Here is a 21,546-nt window from a genome sequence, read left to right as displayed (position 1 = left end):
TCCAACCTCGACCAAAAAAAGGACGCTTGGGCAACTGCTCCAGCGTCCTTTTCCTGCGGTCTGTCCGTCTCAGTGCTTTAGAGCCATTCCTGCTTGCCGCGCACATATTTCGCGTCAAAGTCGGCGTCGGATTTGGTGAGGTACAGGATGCCTTCGATCAGGCCCACAATGCTCATGACAAAGGGCAGCAGCAGGAACAGGAAGCCGATGCCGATCCACCACAGTAGGCCAAACATCAGGTAGCCGCCGAGCGTGAGGGCCAGCATGAGTATGCCCGGTTTGGTGATGCCCAGATAGAACTTGTGAATGCCGAGGCTGCCCAGAAAGATCGCCAGCAAGCCCGCGATCAGTTTTTTGGTGCTGGCATCGGCAGAGGCAAGTTGGTTCAGGCCGCCCTGCACCGAAGATTGGACGGAACTTTGAGCATCGTTCCAGAGCTGTGAGGACGTGGGTGGCGGCAGAGGCTGGCCCATCGGCGCAGGCTGGGGCGCAGGCGCGTAAGCCGTCGGCGCGGGCGTACTCTTGCCCCCCGTGACCTGCCCGAACGGATCGTCGCTGCGGTAGGGCGTGTGGCTGGGTGTCTGGCCGGGGGCCGTGCTGGGAACAGGTTCCGCCGCGTGCTTACCGAGGTTGACGCTAGACGGCTTTGCAGGTTCGCTAGGGCTTGGGCTGGGCGCAGCTTTGGTATCAGCAGTTTTTGTATCAAACGTGTCGGCCCAGTGCGGCGCGTTGCCCGAAGTGGAGCCGGACGGGGAAGCGGGAGCATCGGGCTTAGGGCCGGGATTGTTCGGATCGTTCGTCACAAGTGGGCCTCCAGTTCGTACCTTAAGTGTCACCTTGAATCATGACCCGGCGGCTTGCAAGTTGTTACGAAAGTTCACTGTTCCAGAAGGGCGCGAACCTGTTCCACCCGCGCTTCTACGCTGCCGGTGACCTCCGTGAACGCGCTGCCCCGCGTGCCCAGATCCTGCCGAATAAAGCCCTGCTGCACGGTACGAACTTCGGTATTGGCCCGCCAGCCGTCTTGTTCGTGGGGGAGGTCGGGGGCGCAGAGCAGCGTGTGGGTATAGCGGGTGCGGCAGGCGTCGGCTAGAGCGTGCAGTTCAGGCAATGCCGTGCCAGTCAGCAAATATGACCACATCAGCGTGGTGGCGGCGTGGGTATCGCAAAAGACCCAGCGGTGCACGCCGGGAGCGCGGGCGGCCTCGTCCTCTAGAGCGCGGTGGCCGAGGGCGATTTCCAGAAAATGCTCCGGCATCAGCACTCCATTTTCCCGCTCGTACACGTCGCGCCCGTACTCGCGCACCCAAGTTGTGCCAAGGCTCTCGCCCAACGCCCGCGTGAGGGTGCTTTTGCCGGTGCTTTCTGCGCCCAGCACGGCTACACGTTGTACAAAATGGGCGTACACGTGTGGTTCCAAATAAGCCCGCTGCCCATGCATGTCGGCCCGGAGTTGCGTGCCCGAAATGGGAACCGTCGCCCGCGCCGCGTCCACGCACACATGCACTGCGCCCAGTTCGGCAGCCAGCGCGTCGCCGTAGGCTTCAGAAGTAAACACGGCGTCGGGATGAATGTTCCAGCCGTCCAGCACGGCCCGCACATAGGCGCGGTGGGTGGCGTCGGGTTCGGTGTTCAGTGGGGGAGACGGGGCATCGGGCAGAAGGTGTAACCCCGGAAACAGCCGCGCCGGGAACACCTCCCGAATCCAGTTGCGGCGCAGGGGCGAAGGCATCTGGGCAAAGTCGGGCCGGGAGTAGACCCACACACTGACCCGTTCGCACTGCTCTAGCGCCCGCTGAATGAGCAGTCGGTGGCCCAGATGAAAGGGGGCAAACTTGCCGATGATCAGGCCATGCGAGTAGAGACCCGGCTCAGGCAAGGGCCACCGTCCGGGCTTCGTCACGCCGCCATGCTTGCCAGCCGTACACGCTCATGGCCGCCAGCACGAATTGCAGCCCAAACAGTACCCAGTATTCGGCGTGCCAGAAGAACACGGCCTGCACCGCATTCACCGCGATCCACACGGGCCAAGACCAGGCCCAGCGCCGCGTGGTGGCAAAGTTGGCGATCAGGGCCAGCGACACCGCCGCGAACTGCACCCAGTTCCACACCGCCGAAAAGTCGGTGACAGCGATGGTGTAGGCAAAAATCAGCAGACTGGCGATCCACGTGACGCCGTACCAGAGCGGTTCGTTGAACCGGACTTCGCCCCGGTTGCGCCGCGCCTCTAGGTGCCACAGGTACAGGCCGTGAATGCCGAAAATCAGGTACGTGACCTGCAAGCCCGCCAGCAGCCATTGCCCCCCGCCCACGAACAGCAGGAAATACGGCAGCAGCGACGCATTAGACCAGTGCCAGTATGTGCTTGCTTTGCTCCAGAGGTAGTACAGACTGATGAGGACGCACAGGCCGCCCGCGAGGTCTAGGACAAGTGGGGGAATGGGGAGGGTGAAAAGGGTCATTGGACTCCTTGAGGCAGATGCGTTACTGAGTCAATTTCCCCCGTATAACTCTCGCCTGCAAAGTGCGCCACCACGCGAATTGGCCCAGTGATGGCGGCATTGAAGGCGTCCAGTTCTTCTGCCGGAACCCAGAGTTCCTGATGAATGCCCTCTGACCCGACGATCTGAATGTCGTAGCTTGTCGCCACTTTCGCCTGCACCTCAAATTCAGTCACGTAGCCGACAGGCAGGTTATTGCGTTTCGCGTTCCAGTCGCGGGCGATCTCTTCGGCATAGGGACGGTTCAGCACCGGATAGAAAATCGGCTGATCGGGGAGGCGGGGCGGAAAGGCGGCCCACTGGCTCGCGGCGATCAGGGCCAGTTCATGCTCTCCTACAGGCCGCCAAAGCGTCAACGTCTGGCCTACTTCCGGCCAAGGCAACGTGCGTTCGGCGTTGTCTGGGAAGAGGTTTTGTAGCCAAGCGTCTGAGCGGGTCATCTCTACACCCGCCCCCTAACCTCATCCAGAGTATCCCGCACTAACATCTCTCCGTCCCTGTACACCGTCCGCATCAGCGAGCCGGGAAAGTCGGTGTCGAAGGTTTTATACGCCTTGGTGACCATGCGCCCGTTTTCCTGCACCAAGTCCAGCACACCGTCTTTACTGCGTTTGCCGGGATCGGTCACGGGGTCTTTGTAGATGCCCCGGTATTCGCCGTCAATCAGGCCCGCGCTGGCTTTATAGGCAAAGCGTTGGGTGTCGCGGTCTACTTTTTGCAGGAGTGCGCCGCCCATGCCAAAGGCCACGTTTTCGGCGCTGTAGCCGTCTACCACGAGGTTTTGCAAAATCTGGCGAATGGTGGTTTCGTCTATGCCGTCGCCCTGAAGCACGCGCACATGGTTCAGCACCTTGAAGCCCTTGGAATTGAGGGTGGTGCCGAATTTGGCGGCCAGCGCGTTCACGGCGAGGCGCACCATCGCAGGCGGTTCGCCGCTGTCGGGCCGCACCACCAGAGTTGCGCCGCAGTCGATGACCTCTTGGCGTAGCGTTTCGCCCCAATGCACGTTGATGGCGTATTTCAGATCGTAGGAGTCGCTGACCACCGCGTATAGGCCGCCGGGTTTGCCGAACTGCCGAATCATGTTGCGGTAGGCGTCCACCTCATGCTCTTTGCCCCAACTGGTAATCGTGCTGTGCTCGGATGCGGGAATGCTGAAGCCTGCAATGTCTGCGCCGTAGTGGTTGCGGGCCACGCGCAGGGCTTCCAGCGTATCGCTGCCCTGAAAGTTGATCAGGTGTGCGAGGCCGCCCAGCCCGGCGCTTTCGCGGCTGCTGACGCCCCGGCTGCCAAAATCATGCAGCTTGAACGGCAGTTCCTCGGCGGCGCGGTCACTGGTCTGTTCCAGCACGGCGCGGATAATTTCGCGGATGTGGTAGCTCTGCGTGGCGACGGTGGTGGGGTACCAAACCCGCATCAACATGGTTTCGAACCAGCCCACCAACCACGGCAATTCGGGGTCGGTGTTGGTCACACTCATCAGCACGTTGTGAATCGGCACCAGCGTCCCTTCGGGTACGGCGCGGATTTCTAGGGGCAGCTTGCCGCCGTGAACGTTCACCACACGCATCCAGCCGTCGTAGGGAAAAGGTTCGCCGTGCGCTTCGATCAGGTCGCGGGCTTCTTCCACCATCGGGGCCGTTACGCGGCGCGTCAGGTAGCGGTCGAGCAGGTATTGCAGCCCAAAAAAGCGCGTGACTGGGTACCGCCCGCCGCGAGATTCGAGGTAGGAAAACAGCCGCGTGGTGCCCGCCGGATACTGAAGAAAGTGGCTGCTTTTGTAGCTGTCGGTGTCCAGAATCAGGTTGTCGTCGGCCAGCAGATGCAGAGGGGCAGTCATGGTCAAACTCCTTTAGAGCAGGGGAGAGGGGGTAATGTCCTGTCTCATAATCTATACCTGTAATTATGAGATTAGTGAGTTCTTGGGTCTACCCCCGCATCAAAAAGTGTTCGATGATCGCGTGGTGATCCTCGAAAAAGAGTTCCGGGTGCGCTAGCGCCTCGCTCATCGGCAGCCAGAAGGCTTCGGCGGCGTCGCTGGCGGCCCGTAGCAGGGGCAACTGGCCTATGCCCAAATCGAAGTGGTAGGCGTGCGTAATAGTGCGCCCGCGCTGGCTGCGGTCTGGGTAATCGAACACCGCCTGAGCGCGTAAGGCTCCGGCCAGATTCACGCCCTCGCTGAGGCCAGTTTCTTCGTGCGCCTCGCGCACAGCGCAGTGCAGCAGCGTTTCTCCGGGTTCCAGAAAACCCCCCGGCATGGCAAGGCGGCCCCGGCCCGGCAACCCCGCCCGCCGCACCACCAGCACATGCCCGCTGCGCGTGATCACGGCGTCGGTGGTCACGAACACGGGCGCGAACGGCGCGTCTTTCCACGCGGCGCGGTAGGCCTGCAAATACTGGTATTCCTCACGCAACTCGGCGTATTCGGGCAGGGCGCGGAAGGCATCCAAGAAGGCATGCACGGCGGGCGGAACCATGCCCCGCACATCGTCTAGGCGGTCTTCAAAGTACGCCTTGCGAACATCGGTGGCACTCAGCGGGCTAACCACATGCGTCGGAATAAACTCCCAAGCCGGAAAGGAACGCAGGTAGTAACTGCTTTCATCCTTGACATGACCGATCAGGGCTACGTCGCTGCTGCCGTGCGTGTGGGCCTGTACGCCGCGCTGCACGGCTCCCAGCCACAGCCCTTCATTATAAAAGTAGTCGCGGACATGCACGAACAGCAGGCGCGATTTCTTAATGCCCACGCCTTCCAGCATGGCCGTCAGCACCGCTTCCCGCTCGGCTGCCGTAAACGGGTTTTTGGTGTTGCGGGCGGCCTCGGCGCTACCGATCACCACGATCAGCTTCTGCACGCTCTCCAGCGCTTCTTGCATCACCAGCAGGTGGGCCATGTGCGGCGGCTCGAATCTGCCGATGTACACACCGAATGTGCGTTTGCGCGTGCGGTTGGAAGACGAGGATTCACGGGCAAGAGCAGCAGACTCGGTGGGCGGCGGGGTCATACCTCACAATGCACAGACGAAATCATGTGAAGAATGAGTGTTGTAAGCCGAACGGTAAGGAACGCCGAAGGCCGCGCTCGTATCCCCCCCAATACATACAGCAATTGGCCGTAAAAATGACGTAATGTGACGTTATGAAGACAAAACCAGTGAACAAGGTGCTTCTTGCTGCCGCCCTTCTGCTGACCTCCGGACTTGGTGTGGCCTCTGCCGGGGGAGCTGCCGCGCCCACCGTAGGCGGCAGCACTGGTCAGATTCAGGCCGCGACGCCCAACAGCGTGGCCGCCGTCCTGCGCGAGGCAGGCTACAAGGTCACGGTCAATCCGGCCAACCCCGACGAAGATCCCAGCCTCACGGTGACGGCGGGCGAACGCCAAGTAGACATGTGGTTCAGCAATTGCAAGAGCAACGTCTGCACCCGCGTGACCGCCAGCTCCTACTGGGACTACAGCGACGATGAAGATGCCCTAGACGTAGAACTGGCCAACGAATGGAACGGCAACTACTACACTCAGGCCTACATCTATGAGGGCAGCTATTACCTTGACGCCACCATGATGATCGCGGGCGGCTACCTGAAAACGGCCCTGAAAGCATGGATGACCGAGTACTTGGATGATGTCGACGGCTTCAGCGAGTCGCTGGAAGAATAACCGCCGGGGGAAACATAGTTTTAAGGCACCATAGTTTTGCCGCGCCGTCTGCTCCTGTGCAGGCGGCGCTTTGTGTGGTCGTGTTGGCCCAATCTTTAGAACAGGTTGGCGTGCCCTTCAATTTGCGGGCGGGACTACTCTTGACCAACTCGGCAGCAGTGCAGCATAGCGTCACATTCTAAAGACCACGCCAACCCATGCTGTGCATAGGGGCGTGGTCTGGAGGTTCTCCCCATGAAACGAATCCTGATGCTTTCTGCCGTTGCCGCCGCCGCCCTGTCCTCTTGCAGCCTGATTGACCGGGGCATCGGTACCAATTACACGCTGGGCAAGCAACCTGCCGCTGGTGAGCTGAATCCTGTGGGCGGCGTAAACGTGCGGCGCGGCGATATGGTCATGACCGCTGCCCGCGTGACTGGCCTGAAGGCCGATACCTACTACGTGGCCCACTACCACGTGCAGGGCACGGCCAGCGCTGACCCCTGCAAGAGCGGCGGCGCACCGATCATGGCCAGCACGATTGTGGGCAAGACCGACAGCAGCGGTTATCTGGCCCTCAACGGCGAAGTGGCCGCCAATGTGGTCACGGCAGCGACCTACTTCAACATTCACACCGCAACGGGCGCGACGGGCACCCCAGCCGACGCGGGCGTGGCCTGCACGGGCGTCCGCCTCTAAGGACTGATTTCCAAGCACAGATCACAGCGGTATTCGGGGCGGCCTTCCAAGCGGGGGCCGCCCTGTTTCTACATTGAACTTCTGGGACAGATTTCTGGCTTGGCCTGTTCGTCTGCTCCGGCTGCGTTACCCTGCACGGATGAACTTCACGTTTTCAGCCCCCGGCTTGCCTGTCTGGTCACTCCTATGAGCCTGCGTATTCTGGGCGGCAGCGCCAAAGGCCGGGAACTGCAGGTGCCGGAAGGAGCGCGGCCCTCCAATGTCCGCATTCGCAAAAGCCTGTTCGACATGCTCGCGTCGCGCTTGCCTGCTGGGCCGCCCCCCGGACGCCGATTCTTGGATATGCACGGCGGCAGCGGCGCGATTGGGCTGGAAGCCGCCAGCCGGGGCTATTCGGTCACGCTGATCGAAATGAACCCGCGCGGCGTGCGTACACTGGACGAGAATGCCCGCGCCGCGCAACTGAAGGTGCGAATCTTGAAGGGCGACGCCGAAAGCCTCCTGCCCGCGCTGGGAAGCTTCGACGTGGTGTTCAGCGACCCGCCCTATGCCCAAGACATCCCGCGCCTCGCCGCCTCGCTCCTGAAGGGCCAGATCGTGGCCCCCGGCGGCCTGCTGATTTGCCAGCACCCAGACCGCTGGGAGCGCGTGGCCCTGAACTTGCCCGAACACCCCGACTTCGAACGGGAACTGCGCGAGTACGGCAGCAACTCGCTGACCATCTACGAGCGGCGGGAACTGGAAGAAGCGGAGGACGAGAACACTGAAGCTTCAGAACCCGCTAGCATCCAACCCACATGAACGCCGTCTTCCCCGGATCATTCGACCCCATCACCAGCGGCCACATGGATGTGCTGACGCGGGCCGCCAAAATCTTCGACCACGTGACCGTGACCGTGATGCACAACGCCCGCAAAACCGGACGCCACCTATTTACGCTAGAAGAGCGGCTGGAGATTTTGCGCGAGGCCACCGCGCACTTCGGCAACGTCAGCGTGGACAGCTTTGGCGGCCTGCTGGTGGATTACATGCGCCAGCAGCAAAAAGGCATCATCATTCGCGGGCTGCGGGCCGTGTCGGACTACGAATACGAACTTCAGATCGCGCACCTGAACCGTCAGATCGGCGAGGTAGAAACCGTGTTCATCATGGCCGCGACCCGTTGGAGCTTTGTGAGCAGCAGCATGGTGCGCGAAATTGCCAGCTACGGCGCAGACATCAGCGAAATGGTGCCGCGTGCCAGCGCCAACGCCCTGCGCCGCATTCACGCCGACGTGTACGCCGAACGCGAGGCCGAGAAGTTGGAAACCCAGTTGCGGGTGGACGGGGGAGTGGGAGAGCGGGGGTAGGGGAGGGCGCAGCAATTTCGGCAAGCCAAAAAAGGGCCAGCACACCGGGTATTCCCCCGCGTCTGGCCCCCTTTTTATCGGTGATTAGCCGAGTACGACTTCAGCCTGAGCCGCAGCTTTCAGCTTCCCGGCTTTGTCGGTGGCTTCCCACGGAAATCCGTCGCGGCCAAAGTGACCATAGGCAGCGGTCTGGGCGTAAATGGGGCGGCGCAAATCCAGTTCGGCAATGATGGCCTGCGGGCGGGCGTCGAAGTGAGCGGCCACCAGCGCGGCTAACGTTTCGTCGGACACCGTGCCCGTGCCGTAGGTATCCACGCGCAGGCTGACCGGGTGGGCGCGGCCAATCGCGTAGGCCACCTCCACCAAGGCCCGCCGTGCCAGCCCCGCCGCCACGATGTTTTTGGCGATGTAGCGGGCGTAGTAGGCCGCACTCCGGTCGACTTTGGTGGGGTCTTTGCCGCTAAATGCGCCGCCGCCGTGTGGTACAGCCCCGCCGTAGGTATCCACGATGATTTTGCGGCCCGTGAGTCCCGTGTCGCCGTGCGGCCCGCCGATCACAAAACGCCCACTGGGATTGATGAAAAACTTGGTGTCGGCGTTCAGCAACTCGGCGGGAATCACGGCGCGAATGACCTGTTCGATCATGTCGGTGCGAATCTGCTCCTGCGATACGTGTTCATCGTGCTGCGTGCTGATGACCACCGTATCCACCAGCGTTTCGGTGGCGTCGTGTGGCTCGCCGTCGCGCACCACCGTCACCTGTGCTTTGGCGTCGGGGCGCAGGTAGGCAAAGTGCAGGGCGGCGGTGTCGGCGTCGCTGAGGCTCTGGCCCTCTTGCAGTTCGGTTTGCCGCGTCTGGGCCGCAATCGCCGCCTTCCGCAACTCGGCCAAACGGCGCGTCAGCTTGTGCGCCAAGGAAATCGGCAGCGGCATCAGCTCCGGCGTTTCGTCGGTGGCGTAGCCGAACATCAGGCCCTGATCCCCGGCCCCCACCTCCGAATAGGCGTTCTGGGGCAACGCACGCTCGGCAGGCGTCATGGCCCGCCATTCTTCCGAGTGGTCTACGCCCCCCGCAATCTCGGGCGACTGCTCATGAATAGCCACCAGCACGGCGCTGTACTCGGCATCGAATCCGTAGTTGGCGCGGGTGTAGCCCACCTGTTTCACGGCTTCCCGCACCGTTTTCTGGATGTCCACGTGCGCGGTGGTGGCCCGCACCTCGCCCGCAACGACGGCCATGCCGGTGGTCACCAGCGTTTCCACAGCCACGCGACTTTCCGGCTCCATTCGCAAAAACTCATCCAGAATCGAGTCCGAAATAAAGTCTGCCAACTTGTCCGGGTGTCCTTCCGATACCGACTCCGACGTGTAAAACTTCCGCATACGTTCTCCTGACGGGGCGGGGGTGCGTCTCACAGAACTCTGTCTCACAGAACTAGGGAAACTACCTGGAGAGGATGTCGCCTGCGGCCCCGCCCGGCCCGGTCTGCACGGTGGCAGCCCAGACGCCTTGCAGGGTAACGCAAGGTCAGGGGTCAGAACAGGGACGAATTTCAGGTGGGCGCTGTGAGAGGCGCTGTGGGGGGCGGGGGGTCAGGGATGCGGGACAGGGTTGGGGTGTGGGACGTGGATTGTCAAGGGGAGGCAAGGCGTCTAAGGGTCTAGGGTCAACGGGTCTAAGACGAGTAATTTGTTTCTACTGAGCCGTTTCCGCCGCCACCGCCGCCCCGATCCCCTGCGGCAACTCCCGCGCCACCCGTTCAAGCGTGCGGCCCGCCGCTGCCCGCACCATTTTTTCGAACGCCGCGCCGCCCCAGCCCTCGGCTTCGGGGGTGGCAAGGTGGGCCACAAAATGAAAATGGAAGCTGATCAGGCCCGTGCTGTCTGCCGAGGCCGTGCCGCTGACTTCCACCCACGCCCGCTCGCCTGAGATGAGCTGGGGCGTCAGTGTTGCTCCGTCTGGCGTCACTTGCAGCAGGCTGAAAAACGGCAAATCCACTTCACCCAACACGGGCACAGGCACGATCAATTCTCCGCGCACGCCCTCGGCGTTGCCCGCCAACCCGCGCAGAAAGCGTACCCTCGACAACGCCAGCGACGGATCGCGCACGAAGGCCAAGGCCGCCGCCTGCCCGTGCGGGTGAGTCAAGCTGAAGCTCTGCTGTGCTTCCAAGATCACGCGGGAACCTTAGGATTTAGGAGGTACAGGCTCAATCCACCCACTCGATCACCACGCGGCCCGCCTGCATGGCGTCTTGCAGCTCGGTGTCGTTGGCACTCCTCAAGCGCGGCAGGTGGGCAAAACGTGGCGTGGCCGAGGCGAATCCTAATCTCACCACGATCTCGTCGCTCACGTCATCCTTGCCCATGCGCCACACCAGTTGCCCGCCCAGCGACTCCAGATGCCGGGTGAGGTCTGCGGGAATGGGCGGGTCAGGCGCGTCCGTCATAGGTTCATTGTAAAGCGCCCGAACCAAAGAGATGCCCCATTGCAGCCGGGAGCGTGGGTGGGCTACAACAGACAGCATGACAGCCCCTGAACTCCGCTGGCGCACCCTAGAAACTCGCGTAGGTCTGGACGCTTTGCCCGACTTTCACCGGGCATTTTTGGCTTGGCGCGGCGTAGACGGCGTGTCTGATATGCCCTTGCGGCGGGTGGGCCAGCGGGTAGAAGCCGAACTGAACCGCATGGTGCTGCAAGGCCTGACGCGCAAAGAGGACGACGATTGGGCGCTGATTCCCGGCGCACTGGAAGGCTTCGAGGCCGCCGCGCCGTATCTGCCCGGTTCCCCGGATGGGTTGCCCGTCTAGGCCCTCCGACTGAGATTCCTCATATCTTCCCCACAGAAAACTCATTCTCGGCCAAGCTGTCAGGCGTGAAAAAGTTCCTGTTGGCCCTTGCCCTGCCCGCCTTGCTGGCTTCCTGCGCTCCTGCCGTCATGGGCGCTCAGCCCTACAACCCGGTTGCGCTGGAGACGCCCTTTTCGGTGGTGCGTGTGGCCCCCGGCCAAACTGTATTTGTTCAGATCAAATACCCACGCGCCATGCTCGGGGTGAGCGAAAGCATGTTCGATGCCGTCGTCATCGACTTTACTCAGCGGGTGGGCGTCGATGTCGCTTCTCCCGAAAACCGCGCCGAGTGGCTGAAAATGACGGCCTCCGACTTGCCCAAAGGTGTGAATGTCGAACTGGTTCAAGCGGGCCTGCTCAAGGACATTCGCCGCACCAAAGACAACTCGGCCAGTGTTCAGGTCAACTATGCGGAAGTCGTGCGGGTGGTGTTGAAAGTGACGGCAGAACCCGGCGCAGACCTGGGCCCTAACATTGCCGAGCTGAACTTCAGCGGTCAGGGTGTGGACGACAGGGCATTGCTCTCTCTTTCGGTAGAAAAGTAAGCCGCTGACGCTTGGTTCCTCGCTCCAGGTGGGCCAAAACAGATCAAAACAGAGAGGCAGCGCGAAAAGGCTGCCTCTCTGTTTTGGCCTGCGCTCGAACCGTGTTCAGGCCGTACTGTATTCAGGTCGCACTGTGTTCAGGCCATGGTGCGCTTCACTTCTTCCAGCACCATCGCCGCGTCTGTGGCAGGGTCAACGCCTTGCCAGTGCTGGGCAATCCGGCCCTGTGGGTCGATCAGAAAGGTTTCGCGCCGGGCCACCTGCACTTCCTCACCGGGCACGAGGGTGTCGAGTACGCCGAATTGACGGCTGACAGCGTGGTCGGTATCTGAAATCAGGGGGAAATCCACCTTGCAGATATCCCGGAACATGAGTTGCTGTTTGCGGGTGTCGCTGCTGACGCCCAACAGCGATACGCCGCGTGCCGCGAATTCGCCGCTGAGCGCCTGATAGCGCCGCGCCTGCATCTGGCAATGGGTGGTGTTGGCACGGGGAAAAAAGAAGAGGACGCGCCAGCTGCCGCTGTGCTGGGCAAACTGGTAGGGGCGGTCTTGGTCGGTTTGGGCGGTGAAGTCGGACACGAGGTCGCCAGTGGTCAGAGACATGGACACAGTGTAAGAACTCGGCTTTACCGTGGGATGACAAGTGTGTGGGAGGGGAGTGATCTGGATTCCGCTTCATCTCGCGGCCAGCCTCTACTAGGGCTATAAGGTGGATTTTTGGTGTCTGGTATGAAGAAAAACGCCAAAGCCTTCGGCGGCTGACCGCACGGGTGTAACGTTGTCTTCGCAATGGGGGCCGGAGTCTCTGCTACGTTGTTAGGGTGATCAAAGACGACATGGCTATTCATGCCGGAGTTCCAGAAAAAGCCATCAAGGCTGCCCTCAAACAATTTGACCTAGAGGCCGACTTGTCCGGCGTCACGTGGGATCTGGCCCGCAGCCGTCCGGGCCGCCCCACCAAGGTGTATTTCGAGGCAGAAGAGATGGCCCAGATTCAGGACGCCAAGAAGAAACTGGAGCAACTGCTCAACGACAGCGGGTTTGACCTGTACCCCTGAACGTCCTTTCATACAGTTATTGCCTGCCAGAGAGCAACGTCGGAAGTCGTGACGTTGCTCTCTGCTTGGGTGCTGACTGCGCTTCGACTGGGGAGTTGGAAGGCGGTCTAAGGGTGGCGCTCTAAGGGTCTAGGGTCGAAGGGCGTGTTACAAAGATGAGGTGGAGATGTTGCGGGCAGCACGGCCTTCCCACTCTCTACCGCCTTCTACCCACTCCCCAGAACCTACCGTTCGGCCAGCCACAGGCCCAGAGCGTCCGCCGACAGGGGCGGGGTGATGGCGTAGCCCTGCGCGGCGTCGCAGCCGAGGTCGCGCAGCACGCCCAGTTGCTCCTGCGTTTCTACACCGACTGCCGTCACATGCAGGTTCAGGCGGTGGGCCAGATCAATCGTGGCCTGCACCAGCGTCAGGCTGCGTTCGTCGTTGGGCAGGCGGGCGGTCAGGGTCGGGTGCAGTTTCAGGCCGCTGAGGGGAAAGCGGGTCAGTGCCGTCAGGCTGCTGGCTCCGTCGCCAAAGTCGTCCACGATCAGGCGTGCGCCGTGCGTCCGCAGTTGCTCCAGCAGGCCCAACGTATCCTGACTGTGATCGAGCAGGCTGCCCGCCGACACTTCTATGTCGGGTGCGCCCTGCTGGGCCAGCAAGGGCATCAGGTGCTCCAAGCCCGCACTGCGCCGCAGTTCTTCGAGGCTCAGGTTCACGCTCACGCGCCAGTCTAGGTGCTTGGGCACGCTGGCCCGGATAGCGGCGCGGCCCCGCAGGGCTTCCTGAACCACCCAGTCGCCCACTTGCATAATCAGGTCGCTGCGGCTTGCCAGCGGCAAGAATCGGCTGGGGGCCAAGGTTCCCAGCGTGGGGTGCTGCCAGCGCAGCAGGGCTTCGGCGCTGAACGGCTGCCCATCTGCGAGGCGCACAGCGGGCTGATACAGCAGCGTAAACTGCTCGCCCGCAATCGCGCCGCGCAGGGCGTCTTCCAACTCATACGCTTCAGCCACGCTGGCCCGCAACCCCGGATGAAAGGCGCTGGTCTGGGCGCGGCCCTGCCGTTTGGCGTGCTGCATGGCAATTTCGGCGTCGGCTAGGGCGGCGTCGGCGGTCATGTCGGCGGGCAGGTGCGCCACACCCAGCGCAAAAGTCAGCGACACGTCGCGGCGGCCCGAACGCAGGGGCAGTTGCAACGTCGCCTGAATCGCGTGTACCGCTTCGTCGGCACTGAGGTCGGGCAGGTGGGCGGCAAACGTATCGTCGGCCAGACGTGCGGCGAGGCCCCCGTGCAGCCCGGCGAGGTCGTTCAGGCGGGCGGCCAGCTGAATCAGCAGATGATCGCAGGCGGTGCGGCCCAGCGCGGCGTTCAGTGCACCGAAGCCGTCGGCGTCCAGGCAGACCACCGCGCCCGTTTTGGGGGTGGCCGACGCCGCCAAGTGTTCGCGCAGGCCGGGACGGTTGGGCAGTCCGGTCAGGGCGTCGTGGCGGGCGTCGTGCTTCATTTTGGCCTGTGCGCGGCGCAGGGCGGTCAGGTCGCGCAGCACCAGCAGCGTGCCGGGTTTGCTGCCTTCTTCTACGCGGGTGGCCCGCACCTCCATATGGCGGGCCACTCCGTCTGGGCGCACCACCAGCAGTTCGCGGATCAGGGGCAGGTTCAGCGTCCGCAGGTCGGGAATAGACAGAGGGTCGCCTTCCGGCGTGTGCAGGCGCACTCCCAGTTCTCCCAGCACCCGCGAGAGGCTCAGGTTCAGCAGCTTGGCAGCGTCCAGACCCACCAGTTGAGCGGCCTGCTCGCTGACCAGTTGGGCGCGGCCCGCGTGATCGAGCAAGATAGTGGCCGCGTCGCTGAGCGCCAACACCTGTGCCACCACGCTGGACGACGCCTGCAAGCCCATGCCGCGCCCGCTGAGGCCCGCCGCCACCAACAACCCCGGCGCGGTGCTGCGCCGCAGAGCCAGAGGCAAAGTTCCGCCCGATACGAGGGGCACGTCGCCGTTGGCCGCGCCGCCGCTGGCCGCCACGCGCACGAGGTCGCGCACCAGTTCCGAGGGCAGGTCGGCAAAGCAGGGCCAAGTCCACAGCGGGGTGCCCACGATGGCGGGCGCGGTGGCCGGAGCCAGATCAGACAGGCCCGTGCTGGCCGCCAACACCGTTCCTGTGTCGGTCAGCAGGGCCAACGGTGTTTCGAGGCCGTCCAGCAACGCCGTGAGCCGGGCCGCCTCTTGGCGCTCGCCACTCACGTCCTGCACCGTCCACAGCACACCCGCCGACGCGCCGCCAAAGTAGGGCCGGGCCTCGCCGCGCAGCCAGACGCCTGTGCCTGCGCTGGCTGTTCCTGCCGCGCCTGTTCCGCCCGCTGCCACAGTTGCAGCCGCGCTCCGGTCAGGCACCAGCGCGTATTCGTCGGCCAGGTGGCTGGCCCGCCCCGACGCGGCGAGGGTCAGGCTGTGTACCAAGTCCTCACGCCCCGGAAACACCGTTTGCAGCGGTTGCCCTACCACTTCTGGCCCATGAAAGCCGAACAGTTCCAGAAAGGTACGGCTGACCTGTCGGAACACCAGATCGGCATTCAGCCACGCGGTAGGCGCGGGGAGCTGAGTAATCAGCATGTCGGCCTCGCGGTTGGCTCCCTCGGCACTGGCCGCCGACAGTAGCAGCGTCAGCACTTCTACTGCCCCCTCGGGCACCGCCGCTTCTTCGCTCCAGAGCAGGCCCAGCAGCGCCCCGTCCCGCGTCAGCCAAGACAACTGGCCCCGGTCTAACCAAGCATCGGGCGGAATCAGTTCGCCGCTGGGTGTCTCGAAGGGCGCGGCGTCGGCACGCACGCTCAGCACCTGTTTGCCCACAGAGGCAAGCAGCGTCGCTTCCGGCGCATGCACACGCAGCAGGTCACGCAGGGCGGTATGGAGGGCGGAAGTCGGAAGAGTCACGTTGGGCAGTACCTCTGGAGAAAGGGCGAGAATAGGGGGGCGCAGCCTAGGAGGGTCTGGCAACCGCTCTGGAGGCAGAACGGGCCGGAAGAAGCGGGCAGATCGGCGCAGTGGCTCGGACACAGCCGGGGCAACAGCATCAGCCTGTACCAAGAGTTTCCAGCCGAAAGAAACCGATCAGGAAAACCGCTTCCGTGGATCTATCTTCTCACGCCAGTTCTTACGGCAGTCATGCAAATAGCTCGGCGGTCTGCACCGCACGTTGGGGGCATGTGGGAGCGGTACAGCCCCAATCTAGGCCAATGCGCCCTGTCTCCTGACTGTATCTTCTCATTCAATGTTCATGCCTTCTTGCCAAAAACTTCAGCTTCGGAATGCAAGCTGCGGGTCAAGCGCAGTATTCAGAACCACTCGGTGTTTACAGAACGACAGCGGGCCTGACCGTAGCGCAGCGCCGTCACTTGGCGACCCAACTGGCTACACTCTGGGCATCATGCCGGGTCAAACTGCGGGAAACGGGAAATCTCTAGGCCGAGCGTTTTTGGTGCGGCGCAATGCGCTGTGGGCGAAGTTGCGCGGGCTAGAGCCGGGGACGGCGTTCGAAGAGACTCTGGCTGAACTGTCGGCCCTGATCGGCTGGAACCGCGCCCGCATTTTGGCGGGACTGGGGTTGCCGGAACAGGGTGCCGCTGAAGCTGAAGCCCGTGCTGGCCGCCATCCATGAGCGCCGAAATCGTCCCTTTCGACTGGGGCCGGATGTTTCTGGGCGACGTACCCCCACTGTTTCTCCTAGAAATCGTCTTCCGCACCACCCTGATGTTCGTGTGGCTGATGTTGCTGCTCCGCATCACGGGCAAGCGCGGTCTGGCACAACTTAGCCCGCTGGAACTCGCCATCGTCATCGGGCTGGGGTCGGCGGCGGGCGATCCTATGTTTTACCCGGAAGTGCCGCTGCTACACGCCATGCTTACTTTGGCGTTGGTGGTGGGATTGCAGCGCCTGCTGACCTTTTTGGTCATTCGCAGCGAGCGGGTCGAAACCTTTGTGGAAGGTCTGCCCGTAGAACTGGTGCGGGGCGGCGTGATGGTGCCGAATGCGCTGGGCCGCGCCAACCTGAGCCGCGAAGACCTGTTCGAGCGCCTGCGGGGTCAGGGGGTGCGCCAACTCGGAGAAGTGCAGCGGGCCTACTTTGAGCAAGACGGCAACCTGACCGTGTTTACGCACAAAGACAACCCGCCCCCCGGCCTTCAGGTGGTGCCGCCGTGGGATTTGCAGTGGCCCCTGACGCTGGATGTCGGTTCGCCCCACAGTGGGGTTGTGGCGTGCCTGCGTTGCGGCCATACGCTGGAAGTGGCTGGATTGTTGCCCCAGTGTCCAGCCTGCTCGGATGGTCAGGCCACACCGGAGCCAACCAGCGGCCACCAAGACAGCGTGCAGGGCAAAGGCTGGACGCCCGCCACCCTTGACCCGTTGGCCTCGGATGAGGGAAGGGAGTCTGGGGGGCAGGCCAACGACGGCGGCGAAAAGGCAGCACAGGCACAACCGGGAGGCCGGAGCTGAAGCTGAGGGCGGGCGGGTATTGGGGGCGGGAGACTGAAAGCAAAATCTTGACTCTCAATAAGTTGCCGTACAGTTAGCTGTGACCATACGCCCACAACCGAGCATAGAGTCTGCGATAACTCGAATAAAAAACTGGTTGCAGAGCGAAGTCCCGGAAATGCTGGAAGACCTGAATCCACCATTGACCGATCAAGAGAATGAATTTTTATTAGCAGAAGGGATCATTCTTTCTGATGAATTGTTGCAACTGTACCGACTGCACAACGGGCAGGCTGGGGATGCATGTGGCATCTTCTGTGGCTATGAATTCATCGATTACTGGGGAATCTTCAGTCAGCGTATGTTGGCTGTGGAGTTGTCGGCAGATCTCACAGTAGAAGAACTCTATGTTCAATCGTTTGAGGAAGACAAGATTGCTGAAGTTTTTCTGCATCCCGGCAGGATCGCCTTCGGTGGGCCGGGGGGCAATTATTTGGCGGTGGATTTTGTCCCGGCATCCAAGGGAATCTTTGGGCAAGTCATCAACTGTGGGCGAGACGATCAGGTGATGTACGTCTTGGCTGACAGCTTGGGCGAATTTTTGAATATGTACGCTGATATGCTGGAGAGTGGCGCAATAGAAGTAGTCAATGATCCCGATTTAGGAAACAGATTGGACTCGCCCCATCACGGTAATCTGATCTCACTCTTTGTGGCTTGGAAATCGAAAGGATCAGCAGCTTCTTAGCCCCGAATGCCGATCAGTGCATAGGCCGCCAGCGCCACTTTTTCGCGCAGCAGGTAGCTGGCACTCACGTTGGCGCTCAGGGGGCTGGCACTGGCGTTGGCCTCAAAGCCCAGAGCGCGGGCGAGGGCCAAAGCGCGGGGGGCATGAGCTTCATCGGTGACGAGGGTAATAGGGGTCTGGGGCGGCAAATACACGCGGGCGTTGCGGAGGTTTTCGATGGTGGTGCGGCTGCGGGTCTCGGCCAACACCCGCGCCGCCGGGATGCCCAAGCGCGTCAGGTAGCTGCGGCCTACTTCGCCCTCGGTGTGTGGGTCGCCCGGACGCCTGCCGCCTGTAACCACGATGGTTTGCACGCCGCCCGCCCGGTACAGCGCAAGAGCGTGATCGAGCCTGCGCTGAAAGGCGGGGCTGGGTTTGCCTGCGTATTGCGCGGCCCCCAATACCACCACCGCCCCGTAAGGCTGCTCCGGGTGCGGTACGCGCGGCCCCGGCAGCAACAAAAACCCCAGTGCCAGTAGGCCCACCACAGCCAGCGGCAACAGGGTCAGAGTGGAGCCACGCGAGCGCATAGGGCCGCAGCCTAGCATAAAGGAAAACATAAGATGGGGTGCGGGTCACACGGTCAAAAGGCGGCAGGCTGGGGCTTGACAGGCGGAGTATGGCCGCTTTACACGCCACGCCGCTGTGCTAGGCTCGCCCGCAAGTTCCCATCCTTTTCTCAGGGAGCGCCCCCAAACCAACATGCCCACTCTACCCACCAAGTCCACAGGCCCTGCAACCAACACTCTGGTGATCGTCGAATCGCCCGCCAAGGCCCGTACCATCGAAAAGTATCTCGGTAAGGGCTACTCGGTGGAATCGAGCATCGGCCATATTCGTGATCTGCCCAAAAGTGCTGCCGATATTCCCGAAAAGTACAAGGGCAAGGCGTGGGCCAGACTGGGACTGGACATAGAAGACGACTTCCGGCCTCTGTACGTGGTGTCGCCGGACAAGCGGGCGCATGTGGCCAAGCTCCGCAAGATGGCGAGCGAGGCCGACGAGATCATTCTGGCGACGGACGATGACCGCGAGGGCGAAAGTATCGCGTGGCACCTGTTTCAGGAACTCAAACCCAAAGTGCCGGTCAAGCGCATGGTGTTTCACGAGATCACCAAAGAGGCGATTCTGGCGGCCATCGCCAACCCGCGTTCTATAGACACCAATTTGGTAGAGGCGCAAGAAACCCGCCGCGCCCTAGACCGCTTGTACGGCTACGAGGTTTCGCCCGTGCTGTGGAAGAAGGTGGCCCCCAAGCTCAGCGCGGGCCGCGTGCAGTCGGTGGCGACCCGGATGCTGGTAGAGCGGGAGCGCGAGCGGATGCGCTTTGTCAGTGCGTCGTGGTGGGACTTGTTGGTCACGGCCCAAACCGCAGAGGGCGCGACTTTTCCCGCCCGCTTGACCGATGTGGGCGGCGTTCGCCTCGCTACAGGCAAAGATTTTGACCCGCTGACAGGTAAGCTGAAATCCGATTCCGGCGTGCTGCAAATGAACGAAACCCGCGCCGTAGCGTTGGCCGATGCTCTGAAGGGCCAGACCCTCACCATCGCTTCTGCCGAAGAAAAACCGTTTACGCAAAAGCCTTACGCACCGTTTATTACGTCCACTTTGCAGCAGGAAGGCAGCCGCAAGCTGGGGTTTGCCGCCACGCGCACTATGCGGGCCGCTCAGCGGTTGTACGAGGGCGGCTACATCACCTATATGCGTACCGATTCCACCAACCTGTCGGCAGAGGCAGTGTCGGCGGCCCGCGCACAGGTGCAGGAAATGTACGGCCCGGACTACCTGAGTCCTCAGCCCCGCGTGTATTCCAAGAAGGCCAAAAACGCACAGGAAGCGCACGAGGCGGTGCGGCCCGCCGGAAGCACCTTCCGCACGCCTGACCAACTGCGGGCCGAACTGGGCGGCGACGAATGGCGCTTGTACGACCTGATCTGGAAGCGCACGGTGGCCTGCCAGATGGCCGACGCACGGGGCCGGGGCCTGCGCGTGCGCCTGACTGGGCAGGCTTTAGGCGATGACGTCACCCTGAGCGCGTCGGGCCGCACTATCGATTTCCCCGGATTCCTGCGGGCCTACGTGGAAGGCAGCGATGACCCCGCCGCCGCCCTCGAAGACCGCGAAACGCCCTTGCCCCCGCTGAAAGCTGGGCAGACCGTGACCGGACAGGCCGCCAAACCCGAAGGCCACGACACCCAGCCCCCCGCCCGCTACACCGAAGCCAGCCTCGTGCAGTCGCTGGAAGGTGCGGGCATCGGGCGTCCGAGTACGTATGCCAGCATTCTGGGCACCATTCAAGACCGGGGCTACGCGGCCAAAAAAGGTCAGGCGTTGGTTCCGTCTTGGACGGCCTTTGCGACTTCTGCGTTGCTGGAACACCACTTCGGCAAGCTGGTGGACTACGATTTCACCGCCCGCATGGAAGAAGATTTGGACGATATCGCGGGTGGACGGGCACAGCGCGTGCCGTACTTGCGCCGTTTCTTCTTGGGCGACAACGGCGAAGGCATGGCGCTGCGGCCCCTGATCGAGCAGCAGATGGGCGAGATAGACGCACGCGGGATTGCGACCATCCGGATTCCCAAACTGGAAGGCACGGGCATAGAGGTGCGGGTGGGGCGCTACGGCGCGTACATGCAACTGGGCGAGCAAAAAGCCAACCTCCCCGAAGGCATGGCCCCGGACGAACTGACGGCGGAACGGGCCGCCGAGATTCTGAGCCGCCCCAGCGGAGACCGCGTGATCGGCACCGACGAGGCCAGCGGGCATCCGGTGGTGGCCCGCGCTGGGCGCTACGGCCCGTATGTGACGCTGGGCGAGGGCAACCCGCCTATTCGCACCGCCAGCCTGTTTCCCGGCGACGACCTGAACGAATTGACGCTGGAGCGGGCGCTGAGGCTGCTCAGTTTGCCCCGCTTGGTGGGCACGTCCGAGGGCGAGGAAGTCTGGGCCTTCAACGGCAAATACGGCCCGTACCTGAAGCGCGACAACGACAGCCGCAGCCTCACCAATCACGAGCAACTGTTCAGCGTGGGTATCATGGAAGCCGAGGCGCTGTTCATGCAGCCGCGTTTCCGGGCGCGTGGGGTGGCTGCCGCGCCGCTGCAAACCTTCGAGTTCGAGGGCCGGGCCCCCATTTTGCTCAAATCAGGCCGCTTTGGGCCGTACCTGACCGACGGAGAGCGCAACGCCACATTACGTAAGGGTGAAGAAGAAGGCACGCTGACCGCCGAACGTGCCCTAGAAATCCTCGAAGAACGGGGCAAGGAGCCGAAAGGCAAGCCCGCCAAACCCGCGAAGAAGGCGTCTGGAACGGCCAAAGCGGGAACGAGAAAGGCAGCTTCGGCCAGCAAGAAGGCCCCGGCTAAGGCCAGTGCAGCCAAGGCGACGGCCACCAAGAAAGCGCCCGCCAAGAAGCCTGCTTCCAAGGCGGCGGCGGCCAAAGCACCGGCTAAAACTCCGCTGACTTGGGCGGAACTCAAGCCCCATCTGTCGGTACTCAGCGAGCAGGAACGCCAACTCGTCACCGCCACCCGTGAGCGGGGCCAGAAAGTCGAAGACATTGCGCCTACGCTGGGGCTGGACGTGAAGAAGGCCAAAGGTATGGCGCTACAGGCCAGCAAGAAACTGAATCAGGCCGCGCGGGCCGAGTAAGGCAGGTTGC

23 protein-coding genes are annotated in these 21,546 nt (G+C 62.6%); 11 read left to right on the top strand and 12 right to left on the bottom strand.

All coding sequences use genetic code 11. From position 1 onward, the window contains the following. Nucleotides 1-77: 77 nt before the first annotated feature. The 6 genes from SU48_RS14395 to SU48_RS10895 form a co-directional block, all read right to left on the bottom strand. The gene (locus tag SU48_RS14395) at nucleotides 78-803 is read right to left on the bottom strand and encodes an NINE protein (RefSeq protein WP_231881609.1); all 726 of its coding nucleotides are present in this window, start codon (nucleotides 801-803) and stop codon (nucleotides 78-80) included. A 74-nt stretch (nucleotides 804-877) separates the two neighbouring features. Beyond that, nucleotides 878-1,903, bottom strand: coding sequence for an AAA family ATPase (locus tag SU48_RS10915; protein ID WP_231881608.1), 1,026 nt, complete (start codon nucleotides 1,901-1,903; stop codon nucleotides 878-880). Next, nucleotides 1,872-2,462: a nicotinamide mononucleotide transporter family protein gene (locus tag SU48_RS10910; protein WP_064015282.1), complete on the bottom strand. Its 591-nt coding sequence runs from the start codon at nucleotides 2,460-2,462 to the stop codon at nucleotides 1,872-1,874. Before SU48_RS10910 ends, SU48_RS10915 begins: the two co-directional genes overlap by 32 nt. After that, complete coding sequence (locus SU48_RS10905) at nucleotides 2,459-2,941, bottom strand: hypothetical protein (RefSeq protein WP_082869750.1); 483 nt, start codon at nucleotides 2,939-2,941, stop codon at nucleotides 2,459-2,461. The genes SU48_RS10910 and SU48_RS10905 overlap by 4 nt, the downstream gene beginning before the upstream one ends. 2 nt (nucleotides 2,942-2,943) lie before the next feature. Beyond that, nucleotides 2,944-4,341, bottom strand: coding sequence for a nicotinate phosphoribosyltransferase (locus tag SU48_RS10900; RefSeq protein WP_064015281.1), 1,398 nt, complete (start codon nucleotides 4,339-4,341; stop codon nucleotides 2,944-2,946). An 88-nt stretch (nucleotides 4,342-4,429) separates the two neighbouring features. After that, nucleotides 4,430-5,509, bottom strand: coding sequence for a bifunctional nicotinamide-nucleotide adenylyltransferase/Nudix hydroxylase (locus tag SU48_RS10895; RefSeq protein WP_064015280.1), 1,080 nt, complete (start codon nucleotides 5,507-5,509; stop codon nucleotides 4,430-4,432). A gap of 134 nt (nucleotides 5,510-5,643) precedes the next feature. Between SU48_RS10895 and SU48_RS10890 the strand changes: the two genes are divergently transcribed. From SU48_RS10890 to coaD, 4 genes are all read left to right on the top strand, one after another. Then, nucleotides 5,644-6,162 carry a YbjN domain-containing protein gene (locus SU48_RS10890; protein WP_064015279.1) on the top strand — a complete coding sequence of 173 codons (519 nt, stop codon included), beginning with the start codon at nucleotides 5,644-5,646 and terminating at the stop codon, nucleotides 6,160-6,162. A gap of 234 nt (nucleotides 6,163-6,396) precedes the next feature. Then, nucleotides 6,397-6,840, top strand: coding sequence for a hypothetical protein (locus SU48_RS10885; RefSeq protein WP_064015278.1), 444 nt, complete (start codon nucleotides 6,397-6,399; stop codon nucleotides 6,838-6,840). A gap of 186 nt (nucleotides 6,841-7,026) precedes the next feature. After that, nucleotides 7,027-7,641: an RsmD family RNA methyltransferase gene (locus SU48_RS10880; protein WP_064015277.1), complete on the top strand. Its 615-nt coding sequence runs from the start codon at nucleotides 7,027-7,029 to the stop codon at nucleotides 7,639-7,641. Continuing rightward, a complete protein-coding gene (coaD, locus tag SU48_RS10875; RefSeq protein ID WP_064015276.1) occupies nucleotides 7,638-8,189 on the top strand; it encodes a pantetheine-phosphate adenylyltransferase in 552 nt (183 codons plus the stop codon). The genes SU48_RS10880 and coaD overlap by 4 nt, the downstream gene beginning before the upstream one ends. Nucleotides 8,190-8,273: 84 nt before the next feature. Here coaD and metK read toward each other — a convergent pair whose 3' ends face one another. The 3 genes from metK to SU48_RS10860 all read right to left on the bottom strand — a co-directional run bounded on the left by metK (nucleotide 8,274) and on the right by SU48_RS10860 (nucleotide 10,639). Further along, complete coding sequence (gene metK, locus SU48_RS10870; RefSeq protein ID WP_064015275.1) at nucleotides 8,274-9,572, bottom strand: methionine adenosyltransferase; 1,299 nt, start codon at nucleotides 9,570-9,572, stop codon at nucleotides 8,274-8,276. Between the two features lie 313 nt (nucleotides 9,573-9,885). After that, a complete protein-coding gene (locus SU48_RS10865) occupies nucleotides 9,886-10,368 on the bottom strand; it encodes a DUF3809 domain-containing protein (RefSeq protein ID WP_064015274.1) in 483 nt (160 codons plus the stop codon). 31 nt (nucleotides 10,369-10,399) lie between these two features. Continuing rightward, the gene (locus tag SU48_RS10860; RefSeq protein WP_064015273.1) at nucleotides 10,400-10,639 is read right to left on the bottom strand and encodes a DUF3248 domain-containing protein; all 240 of its coding nucleotides are present in this window, start codon (nucleotides 10,637-10,639) and stop codon (nucleotides 10,400-10,402) included. A 76-nt stretch (nucleotides 10,640-10,715) separates the two neighbouring features. On the opposite strand from SU48_RS10860, the gene SU48_RS10855 reads away from it, so the two are divergent. Both SU48_RS10855 and SU48_RS10850 read left to right on the top strand, forming a co-directional pair. Further along, nucleotides 10,716-11,000, top strand: coding sequence for a hypothetical protein (locus SU48_RS10855; RefSeq protein WP_064015272.1), 285 nt, complete (start codon nucleotides 10,716-10,718; stop codon nucleotides 10,998-11,000). Nucleotides 11,001-11,065: 65 nt separating this feature from the next. Then, entirely contained in the window at nucleotides 11,066-11,584 is a 519-nt protein-coding gene (locus SU48_RS10850; protein ID WP_064015271.1) for a hypothetical protein, read from the top strand. Nucleotides 11,585-11,721: 137 nt separating this feature from the next. On the opposite strand, the gene SU48_RS10845 is transcribed toward SU48_RS10850, so the two are convergent. Further along, the gene (locus SU48_RS10845; RefSeq protein WP_064015270.1) at nucleotides 11,722-12,189 is read right to left on the bottom strand and encodes a peroxiredoxin; all 468 of its coding nucleotides are present in this window, start codon (nucleotides 12,187-12,189) and stop codon (nucleotides 11,722-11,724) included. A 218-nt stretch (nucleotides 12,190-12,407) separates the two neighbouring features. Between SU48_RS10845 and SU48_RS10840 the strand changes: the two genes are divergently transcribed. Next, nucleotides 12,408-12,644: a hypothetical protein gene (locus SU48_RS10840; protein ID WP_064015269.1), complete on the top strand. Its 237-nt coding sequence runs from the start codon at nucleotides 12,408-12,410 to the stop codon at nucleotides 12,642-12,644. 224 nt (nucleotides 12,645-12,868) lie between these two features. Here SU48_RS10840 and SU48_RS10835 read toward each other — a convergent pair whose 3' ends face one another. Beyond that, nucleotides 12,869-15,556 (bottom strand): sensor domain-containing protein, encoded by a 2,688-nt coding sequence (locus tag SU48_RS10835; protein WP_231881607.1) that lies wholly within the window; start codon nucleotides 15,554-15,556, stop codon nucleotides 12,869-12,871. Nucleotides 15,557-16,049: 493 nt separating this feature from the next. On the opposite strand from SU48_RS10835, the gene SU48_RS10830 reads away from it, so the two are divergent. The 3 genes from SU48_RS10830 (at nucleotide 16,050) to SU48_RS10820 (ending at nucleotide 17,843) form a co-directional block, all read left to right on the top strand. Beyond that, a complete protein-coding gene (locus SU48_RS10830; protein ID WP_064015268.1) occupies nucleotides 16,050-16,280 on the top strand; it encodes a hypothetical protein in 231 nt (76 codons plus the stop codon). Further along, a complete protein-coding gene (locus SU48_RS10825) occupies nucleotides 16,277-17,116 on the top strand; it encodes a DUF421 domain-containing protein (RefSeq protein WP_064015267.1) in 840 nt (279 codons plus the stop codon). Before SU48_RS10830 ends, SU48_RS10825 begins: the two co-directional genes overlap by 4 nt. A gap of 157 nt (nucleotides 17,117-17,273) precedes the next feature. Beyond that, nucleotides 17,274-17,843, top strand: coding sequence for an SMI1/KNR4 family protein (locus tag SU48_RS10820; RefSeq protein WP_064015266.1), 570 nt, complete (start codon nucleotides 17,274-17,276; stop codon nucleotides 17,841-17,843). Here the strand turns inward: SU48_RS10820 and SU48_RS10815 are convergent. Then, the gene (locus tag SU48_RS10815) at nucleotides 17,840-18,412 is read right to left on the bottom strand and encodes a YdcF family protein (protein ID WP_064015265.1); all 573 of its coding nucleotides are present in this window, start codon (nucleotides 18,410-18,412) and stop codon (nucleotides 17,840-17,842) included. The genes SU48_RS10820 and SU48_RS10815 overlap by 4 nt on opposite strands. A gap of 172 nt (nucleotides 18,413-18,584) precedes the next feature. Here SU48_RS10815 and topA point away from each other — a divergent pair, with 172 nt between their 5' ends. Then, complete coding sequence (gene topA / locus SU48_RS10810) at nucleotides 18,585-21,536, top strand: type I DNA topoisomerase (protein WP_064015264.1); 2,952 nt, start codon at nucleotides 18,585-18,587, stop codon at nucleotides 21,534-21,536. The last annotated feature ends 10 nt before the right edge of the window (nucleotides 21,537-21,546 follow it).

Origin of the sequence: Deinococcus puniceus (genome assembly GCF_001644565.1) — a bacterium.
Lineage (GTDB): Bacteria > Deinococcota > Deinococci > Deinococcales > Deinococcaceae > Deinococcus > Deinococcus puniceus.
The sequence above is the reverse complement of the archived record's forward strand: the minus strand, read 5'-3'. Positions and strand labels throughout refer to the sequence as shown.

Coding starts and splice junctions, on each gene's coding strand:
- SU48_RS10830 (WP_064015268.1), top strand. CDS start 16,050: ATGCCGGGTCAAACTGCGGGAAACGGGAAATCTCTAGGCCGAGCGTTT.
- metK (WP_064015275.1), bottom strand. CDS start 9,572: ATGCGGAAGTTTTACACGTCGGAGTCGGTATCGGAAGGACACCCGGAC.
- SU48_RS10880 (WP_064015277.1), top strand. CDS start 7,027: ATGAGCCTGCGTATTCTGGGCGGCAGCGCCAAAGGCCGGGAACTGCAG.
- SU48_RS10860 (WP_064015273.1), bottom strand. CDS start 10,639: ATGACGGACGCGCCTGACCCGCCCATTCCCGCAGACCTCACCCGGCAT.
- SU48_RS10895 (WP_064015280.1), bottom strand. CDS start 5,509: ATGACCCCGCCGCCCACCGAGTCTGCTGCTCTTGCCCGTGAATCCTCG.
- SU48_RS10845 (WP_064015270.1), bottom strand. CDS start 12,189: ATGTCTCTGACCACTGGCGACCTCGTGTCCGACTTCACCGCCCAAACC.
- SU48_RS10900 (WP_064015281.1), bottom strand. CDS start 4,341: ATGACTGCCCCTCTGCATCTGCTGGCCGACGACAACCTGATTCTGGAC.
- topA (WP_064015264.1), top strand. CDS start 18,585: ATGCCCACTCTACCCACCAAGTCCACAGGCCCTGCAACCAACACTCTG.
- SU48_RS10910 (WP_064015282.1), bottom strand. CDS start 2,462: ATGACCCTTTTCACCCTCCCCATTCCCCCACTTGTCCTAGACCTCGCG.
- SU48_RS10890 (WP_064015279.1), top strand. CDS start 5,644: ATGAAGACAAAACCAGTGAACAAGGTGCTTCTTGCTGCCGCCCTTCTG.
- SU48_RS10855 (WP_064015272.1), top strand. CDS start 10,716: ATGACAGCCCCTGAACTCCGCTGGCGCACCCTAGAAACTCGCGTAGGT.
- SU48_RS10885 (WP_064015278.1), top strand. CDS start 6,397: ATGAAACGAATCCTGATGCTTTCTGCCGTTGCCGCCGCCGCCCTGTCC.
- SU48_RS10825 (WP_064015267.1), top strand. CDS start 16,277: ATGAGCGCCGAAATCGTCCCTTTCGACTGGGGCCGGATGTTTCTGGGC.
- SU48_RS10820 (WP_064015266.1), top strand. CDS start 17,274: ATGCTGGAAGACCTGAATCCACCATTGACCGATCAAGAGAATGAATTT.
- coaD (WP_064015276.1), top strand. CDS start 7,638: ATGAACGCCGTCTTCCCCGGATCATTCGACCCCATCACCAGCGGCCAC.
- SU48_RS10815 (WP_064015265.1), bottom strand. CDS start 18,412: ATGCGCTCGCGTGGCTCCACTCTGACCCTGTTGCCGCTGGCTGTGGTG.
- SU48_RS10905 (WP_082869750.1), bottom strand. CDS start 2,941: ATGACCCGCTCAGACGCTTGGCTACAAAACCTCTTCCCAGACAACGCC.